At 58.5% G+C, this 5810-nt stretch carries 7 protein-coding genes; 2 read left to right on the top strand and 5 right to left on the bottom strand.

Annotated elements, in window-relative coordinates; all coding sequences use genetic code 11:
* Nucleotides 1-61: 61 nt before the first annotated feature.
* Genes HMPREF9538_RS19720 through yobA form a run of 3 tightly spaced genes read right to left on the bottom strand, consistent with a single transcriptional unit; the run spans nt 62 to nt 1664 of the window.
* On the bottom strand, nt 62-400 hold the full coding sequence (locus HMPREF9538_RS19720; protein ID WP_002911404.1) for a YebY family protein: 339 nt from the start codon (nt 398-400) through the stop codon (nt 62-64).
* A 16-nt stretch (nt 401-416) separates the two neighbouring features.
* On the bottom strand, nt 417-1286 hold the full coding sequence (copD, locus tag HMPREF9538_RS19725; RefSeq protein WP_004189267.1) for a copper homeostasis membrane protein CopD: 870 nt from the start codon (nt 1284-1286) through the stop codon (nt 417-419).
* Between the two features lie 3 nt (nt 1287-1289).
* Nucleotides 1290-1664 (bottom strand): CopC domain-containing protein YobA, encoded by a 375-nt coding sequence (yobA, locus tag HMPREF9538_RS19730; RefSeq protein WP_020316569.1) that lies wholly within the window; start codon nt 1662-1664, stop codon nt 1290-1292.
* Between the two features lie 112 nt (nt 1665-1776).
* Between yobA and HMPREF9538_RS19735 the strand changes: the two genes are divergently transcribed.
* Both HMPREF9538_RS19735 and exoX read left to right on the top strand, forming a co-directional pair.
* A complete protein-coding gene (locus HMPREF9538_RS19735; RefSeq protein WP_002911406.1) occupies nt 1777-2007 on the top strand; it encodes a DNA polymerase III subunit theta in 231 nt (76 codons plus the stop codon).
* Between the two features lie 78 nt (nt 2008-2085).
* On the top strand, nt 2086-2745 hold the full coding sequence (exoX, locus tag HMPREF9538_RS19740) for an exodeoxyribonuclease X (RefSeq protein WP_009484455.1): 660 nt from the start codon (nt 2086-2088) through the stop codon (nt 2743-2745).
* A gap of 3 nt (nt 2746-2748) precedes the next feature.
* Here the strand turns inward: exoX and ptrB are convergent, their stop codons facing one another.
* Entirely contained in the window at nt 2749-4809 is a 2061-nt protein-coding gene (ptrB, locus tag HMPREF9538_RS19745; RefSeq protein ID WP_032419805.1) for an oligopeptidase B, read from the bottom strand.
* 120 nt (nt 4810-4929) lie between these two features.
* On the bottom strand, nt 4930-5589 hold the full coding sequence (locus HMPREF9538_RS19750) for a tellurite resistance TerB family protein (protein ID WP_004145550.1): 660 nt from the start codon (nt 5587-5589) through the stop codon (nt 4930-4932).
* Nucleotides 5590-5810: the final 221 nt, after the last annotated feature.

Below are 5810 nucleotides of genomic sequence, written 5' to 3'. Positions count from 1 at the left end.
ACTGCCGTTGTCCGGCAAGGGCGGTTTTTTTGATGTTATTACAGCAGGATAGCGAGAAAGTTTAGCAGAGCTTCTGCGCTCGCTCGATAAAGGGCGCGAGGCTCATTTTTTGTCCCGGATGCTGCGGATCGTCGATCTGGATCACTGAGATCGGCTGCGCGGTGGTTTTGCCGGCTTTGACCTGCTGCTCAGCCACCTCATTGAGCGGATACTGGACCAGCGTGCTCGGGTTGATGGCGTAAAGCGCGTTACCCGGTCGACAGGTCAACATGACCTCTTCCCGGTTGAACGCCCAGCTCTCCTTCCCCACCTCAAAACGGCTCACGGTGATAATTTGTGGCGCTGCCAGAGCAGCCCCGGAGCTTGCCAGTAACAACATGGTCAGAACAATTTTTTTCATGATTTTGCCAGTTAATTCAATAAGGTTCCCAGGTGGCAAACAGACTGACGGCCAGCAGCGCCAGCGCGCCCAGCCCTATTTCAGCCTGCGTGGTTCGCAGGATCAGGCTTTCCGCCTGCGAACCGCTTGCCGACATGCGCGGTACCAGAACATACCTGTTCACTAACGCAATTACCACCATCCCGGCGACCAGCGCACATTTGATCAACAACATGCGTCCCCACGGCGATGCGCCAATCAATCCTCCCTGGATCAACAGCGCATTGAGCGCTCCGCTGGCAATCGTGCCGGCGACGGCCAGATGCCCGTAACGTGAAAAGCGCGCCATGGTATAGACCGCGGCCGGCCGCCAGCGCCCCTGCGCCAGGCGCAGGCAATAGATAAAGGGCAACAGACCGCCAAACCAGCTGGCGACGCAGAAGAGATGCACAGCGTGGTTTGTCCGCTGCAGCACGCCGGTGAGACCATCGTGCATAGCGGCGTGCCCTACCCCGGCGGAAAGCAGCAGCTGTGCCGCCAGCAGGGCCACCAGCTGGCGGGCGCCGTGACGGGGACGGATCCACACTACCGCGAGTGCGATCCACGCCAGTAGGATCTGCCAGATCCACACCCCACCAAAGCGGGTCCCGGCCACCGCCTGCCACACGGCGGGTCGCCAGACATCCGTCCAGCCCTCGCCCATCATTCCTCCCTGCAGGAGATACAGCGCCAGCGTAGAGATCGCGCCGATCAGCAGCAGCGGGCGCAGTAGTGGATAAAAGCGCAGCATCAGCACGCGTCTCAGCGGTACCGGCGCCCACCAGGCGCCATACAGCACGCAGCCAAAAGCCAGCATCAGGGAGATAAAGTGCCCAAAGCGCAGGGTAATATAGAGCCCGGTCAGCATCGCTTACTTCACGCTAAAGGTATATTGCCCTTTGGTTTTATGACCATCCACCGAGACCACATGCCATGCCACGGTGTACTCTCCCGGCGGCAAGGCTTCCGCCAAAGGTAACGTGACCTCGGCGGGATTATCGGCGCTGCGGGTCAGTTTTCCGGTAGCCACCGCATGCTGCTGCGGACCGGTGACGGTCACGCCGCTGAATGCGGGTTCAATACCTTCGGAAAAACTGAGCGTCAGCGTCTGTGGGGAAGCTGAAAGCTGCGCCCCGGCGGTCGGGAGCTGCTGCTGCAGGTGAGCGTGGGCGAAGGCGCCCGCCGCGGTTAACATCCCGGCAAGCGCAACGGAGAGACGCAACGCGCGTCCAGCAAGAAGTCGCATATTCGTCATTCCCTTTTGTTATGTCTGTAGCACAGAGAATAACCCTGTATAATGCCAGAGTCGAGCCAGGCATCTGGCCCTGACCGGATTTATAAGCAGAGTGGAGTGGATGATGGAAAGAAATCTGGCCAAAATTTCGCAAGATGAGATGGATAAAGTCAATGTCGATCTCGCCGCCGCCGGCGTTGCTTTTAAGGAGCGGTACAATATGCCGGTGGTCGCTGATTTAGTCGAGCGTGAACAGCCTGCACATCTGCGCGACTGGTTCCGTGAACGACTGATCGCCCATCGGCTGGCCTCCGTCTCCCTTTCGCGACTACCGTGGGAGCCGAAACAGAAATAATGCGCGCTCGCCTCCTCCCCGTCGGTTGGCAAGCCCGACCAATTCCATTACGCTTATTGTTTTGCTCTGGAGCGAGCCATGCTGCGCGTCATTGATACCGAAACCTGCGGCCTGCAGGGGGGCATCGTTGAAATCGCCTCGGTCGATATAGTCGACGGGCAAATTACCAATCCCATGAGCCATCTGGTGCGTCCCGATCGGCCCATCAGCCCGCAGGCGATGGCTATCCACCGGATCACGGAAGAGATGGTCGCCGATAAGCCGTGGATTGAGGAGATTATTCCGCACTATCATGGCAGCCCGTGGTACGTCGCGCATAACGCCAGCTTCGATCGCCGGGTGTTGCCGGAGATGCACGGCGAGGGGATCTGTACGATGAAGCTGGCCCGACGCCTGTGGCCGGGAATCAAATACAGCAATATGGGGTTATATAAGTCACGTAAGCTGAACGTGACTACGCCGCCGGGACTGCATCACCACCGGGCGCTGTATGACTGCTATATCACCGCCGCGCTGCTGCTGGATATCATCAATGTTTCCGGCTGGACCCCTGACGAAATGGCCGATATCACCGGTCGGCCGGCGCTGCTGACTACTTTTACCTTCGGCAAATACCGGGGTAAGGCCGTCGCCGAGATTGCTGAAAACGATCCAGGCTATCTGCGCTGGTTATTCAACAATCTCGACCGCATGAGCCCCGAACTGCGCCTGACGCTCAGGCATTACCTCGGGGAATAGCGCCTACACTGCCGCTTTTCCCGGCAGTGTCCCCTGCGCCAGGGCGATGAAAAAGGCGTACTCCAGCGCCACCCCTTCATAGCTTTTAAAGCGCCCGGATTTTCCGCCGTGTCCGGAATCCATATCGGTGCAGAGCAGCAGCAGGTTATCGTCGGTTTTTAGTTCCCGCAGTTTCGCCACCCATTTAGCCGGCTCCCAGTATTGCACCTGGGAATCATGCAGACCGGTAGTCACCAGCATGTGGGGATACGCCTGCGCCCTCACGCCGTCATAGGGACTGTAGCTTTTCATATAATGATAATAGGTTTCATCCTGCGGATTTCCCCACTCTTCAAATTCACCGGTGGTCAGCGGAATAGTTTCATCCAGCATGGTGGTCACCACATCGACGAACGGCACCTGGGCTATCACGCCATGGAACAGCTCTGGCCGTTCATTCACGGCCACGCCCATCAGCATTCCGCCGGCGCTGCCCCCCATGCCGTAGCAGAGCCGCGGATCGCCGTACCCCTGGGCAAGCAGCGCGTCACAGACGTCCAGATAGTCGTTGAAGGTATTTTTCTTACACAGGAATTTACCGTCTTCATACCATTGCTGACCCAGCTCGCCGCCGCCGCGGACGTGGGCGATGGCGTAGACAAAGCCGCGGTTGAGCAGGCTCAGCCGGCTGGCGCTGAAATCGGCATCGATACTCTCGCCATATGAGCCATAGCCATAGACCAGCAGCGGGTTGCTCCCTTTGCGAAAATGTTCGCGATGGTAGACCAGAGAGACCGGGACTTCGACGCCATCGCGGGCGGTCACCCACAGGTGTTCGCTCTGGTAGCAGCTCGTATCCAGCCCCTTTACCTCCTGCTGTTTGATCACTCTTCGTTCGCCGGTATCCATATCCAGTTCAAACAGCGTATCCGGCGTAGTCATGGAGGAATAGCCGTAGCGCAGTCGCGACGTTTCGGGCTCCGGATTATAGGCAAGCCAGGTGACATAGGCCGGATCGTCAAAAGCGATCCCCACCACCTCCCGGGTCTTGCGGTTAATTTGCCGCAGACTGGTCAGGCCACGCTGACGCTCTTCCACAACCAGCCAGTCGGTAAACAGGGTAAATCCTTCGAGCATCACGTCGTGACGCGGCGGGATCAGCGTGGTCCACTGTTCTTCATCACGCAGTACGGTACGGTAGAGGCCGAAATTCTTCCCCTCCCGGTTGGAACGAAGATAGAAAGCGTGCTGATAGTGATCAAGACTGTATTCATGATCTTTACGCCGTGGCAGAAAGCAGACCGGCTCGGCGTCTGGCAGTTCGGCGTTGAGCAGCAGCACTTCGCTGGTGGTGGCGCTGGAGAGATAAATTACCACGAACTGCTGGGAGGTGGTTTTATGCACGCTGACGTAGAAGGTCTCATCTTTTTCCTCGTAGACCAGCGCGTCGCTCTGCGCCGGTGTCCCGACGGTGTGGCGCCAGACCTGATAAGGGAGCAGCGTGGTGGGATGTTTACGCACATACCAAACAAAGCGTGAATCGTTGCTCCAGGCAAAGCCGGAGGTGACATTTTCGAGGATTTCCGGGTACCACTCGCCGTTGCTGAGGTCGCAAAAGCGCAGGCCGTACTGGCGGCGGGAAAGGTAATCTTCCGCCACCGCCATTAGCTGGTTGTTGGGCGCAATGCCCAGTCCGCCCAGGGTGTAGAACTCGCTCTTCGCCGCCCGCTGGTTGGCATCGAGCAGGATCTCCCAGTCATCCCACTCTTCTTTCAGCACCGACTGCCGCTGGTAGATAGCGTATTCGCAGCCCGGCTCATACACCTGACGGTAGCGAAAGCCGTTTTTACTGTAGGGGGCAGAGACTTCCCGCTGCGGAATGCGGTCGATAATCTCCTTCAGCAGACGCTCCTGCAGGCTGAGCTGCGAATCCATCACTTGCTTGCCGTAAGCGTTCTCCGCGTGCAGATACTCCAGCACGTCAGGTCGCGCGCGCTCATCGTCGCGCAGCCAGTAATAATTATCGATGCGTGTATCGCCATGCAAGGTCATGGCGTGAGGGATCCGTTTAGCTTTAGGTGGCATGTTATTCTTCTGCTGCTTTATCGTGACACAAGAGCATTCAGGGCGCAGGGTGGCGCCTGAATGATGACGTGTCTATAAGGGTGGCAAAAGACGCGAGCGATGCAAGCGAAACGTGATGATTTAGACGCTTAGCGCTTGTTTTTGTGACTGGATATCCTGTTCTATATCGGCCCGGACATCTTTCGGCAGCGCCAGGGCGTCTCCCAGCGCATTAAGGTAGCTACGCTCCATAAAATGGTCGATATCAATCACCGCGCAGCTGACGTAGTAGATCTCCAGCGCCTCCTGCGGGTCGATGATGCCCTCGGCGAGACGCTGCGGATCCAGCGGCTGGGCCAGCGCCTGGTCAATTAGCACCCGGGCCTGAACGTCAATATTGGCCGCCCGCAGCTGAGTTTCAATATTCGCCCGCTCGTGGTCATCAATATGACCGTCGCTTTTCGCGGCAAATACCAGGGCCGTGATCAGCCGCACGCTGCGCGGATCGACATCCGTCGGCGCCGCTGCCGTCTCAGGCGCCTGGGCGGACGTATTCTGCGCGCGCATTTTCTGCTGATACTTGTTCCATAACACCGTGCCCGCCACCGCCCCGCCGCCTGCCAGCAGCGCGCTAGTGCCATATTTCGCCAACAATTTGCGTGACGATTTGCTGGCCACCAGCAATCCGGCCAGCCCACCGATGGCGCCGGGCAGCAGGCCGCTCCCTTTTGACGACTCGCCGGACGGTGACGCACCCTGCTGCCCGAGCAGCGACTGCAGTTGATGTAGCCAGTTAGCCATGGTTTTCCTCTCAGGTGACAAACACTGTTATCAGCCTAAACGACGCGATGTCAGGAAATGTTAGATATGGCTAAAGATGCGCAAAGGTACGTGCGACGGCAGCATCGGAGCCGACCGACCAGTGACTGACCGCCAGCGTTCAGGCTGACTTGGCTTTGCGCGCTTTGGCCGCCGGCACGGCGTCATCACCCGCCGGAGAAGTCTCGGCGGGAGCCCACGGC

Origin of the sequence: Klebsiella sp. MS 92-3, from assembly GCF_000195655.1 — a bacterium.
In the GTDB taxonomy this organism is placed as follows: Bacteria; Pseudomonadota; Gammaproteobacteria; order Enterobacterales; family Enterobacteriaceae; genus Klebsiella; species Klebsiella pneumoniae.
Note: the sequence above shows the minus strand (reverse complement) of the source record. Positions and strands in the feature narration are given on the sequence as shown.

Excerpts from the sequence above, each read along its gene's own strand:
- ptrB (WP_032419805.1), bottom strand. The coding sequence starts at position 4,809 with ATGCCACCTAAAGCTAAACGGATCCCTCACGCCATGACCTTGCATGGC.
- copD (WP_004189267.1), bottom strand. The coding sequence starts at position 1,286 with ATGCTGACCGGGCTCTATATTACCCTGCGCTTTGGGCACTTTATCTCC.
- HMPREF9538_RS19750 (WP_004145550.1), bottom strand. The coding sequence starts at position 5,589 with ATGGCTAACTGGCTACATCAACTGCAGTCGCTGCTCGGGCAGCAGGGT.
- exoX (WP_009484455.1), top strand. The coding sequence starts at position 2,086 with ATGCTGCGCGTCATTGATACCGAAACCTGCGGCCTGCAGGGGGGCATC.
- HMPREF9538_RS19735 (WP_002911406.1), top strand. The coding sequence starts at position 1,777 with ATGGAAAGAAATCTGGCCAAAATTTCGCAAGATGAGATGGATAAAGTC.
- HMPREF9538_RS19720 (WP_002911404.1), bottom strand. The coding sequence starts at position 400 with ATGAAAAAAATTGTTCTGACCATGTTGTTACTGGCAAGCTCCGGGGCT.
- yobA (WP_020316569.1), bottom strand. The coding sequence starts at position 1,664 with ATGCGACTTCTTGCTGGACGCGCGTTGCGTCTCTCCGTTGCGCTTGCC.